A 974-nucleotide genomic window follows, 5' to 3' on the forward strand; every position below is an offset into this window, starting at 1 on the left:
GAGACAGCCCAGGGACAGGTCTCCCGCACGGTCCAGGAAGGTCTCCGTGCCGCCCTGCCAACGGACCTTCAAGCGCATGGGGACCCGGGGCGAGTCGCGCCGGTCCTCCACCTTGGGGTCCGCGTCCTGGTTCTCGTTCTGCTCGGACATCGCCGTCATCTCCCTACCGCTGCGCGCGGGCCCGACCGGGTCACGGTCCACCGCGACCCCATCTCCAGGCCGGCGGCATCATACGCGGCCTCGTCTAGACCGTTGCCCCCGAAAATGCATCCCTCCCGGGAGGAAGTCCCCCCGGGACCCGCCAGGGCGGCCCTCAGGCTCCCATGGCGCAGAACTGCTCGTAGTCGATGAGCTCCACCTTCGCGCCCGGGGCGCAGACGGGGCACTCCGGATCCTTGCGCAGCTTGAGCTCGTGGAAGCGCGTACCCAGCGAGTCGAAGGTGAGCAGCCGCCCCGCCAGCGACTCCCCCACCCCGAGCAGCAGCTTGAGGGCCTCCGTCGCCTGGAGCATCCCGATGATGCCCGGCAGCACGCCCAGGACGCCGGCCTCCGCGCACGAGGGCGCGAGCTCCGGCGGGGGCGGCGCGGGGTAGAGGCAGCGGTAGCAGGGCCCCCTGCCGGGCAGGAAGGTCGTCACCTGACCCTCGAAGCGGAACACGGAGCCGTGGATGTTGGGCTTGCCCGCGAGCACGCACGCGTCGTTGAGCAGGTAGCGGGTGGGGAAGTTGTCCCCGCCGTCCAGCACCAGGTCATAGTCCGCGAGGATGCGCTCCACGTTGGCGGTGGTGAGCCGCTCCTCGTAGGGCACCACCTTCACGTCCGGGTTGAGCGCTTCGATGGCGGCCTTCGCGCTCTGCACCTTGGGCTGGCCCCGGCGCTCCAGGGTGTGCAGCACCTGGCGCTGGAGGTTGCTCAGGTCCACCACGTCCGCGTCCACGATGCCCAGCGTGCCCACGCCCGCGGCGGCCAGGTAG

1 protein-coding gene is annotated in these 974 nt (G+C 71.0%); it reads right to left on the reverse strand.

What is annotated here, in order from left to right; genetic code table 11:
• Positions 1–313: 313 nt before the first annotated feature.
• The coding region (locus D7V93_RS43475; RefSeq protein WP_208723369.1) for a ThiF family adenylyltransferase at positions 314–974 on the reverse strand (661 nt) is incomplete at its 5' end.

Origin of the sequence: Corallococcus llansteffanensis (assembly GCF_003612055.1) — a bacterium.
Taxonomy (GTDB): Bacteria; Myxococcota; Myxococcia; order Myxococcales; family Myxococcaceae; genus Corallococcus; species Corallococcus llansteffanensis.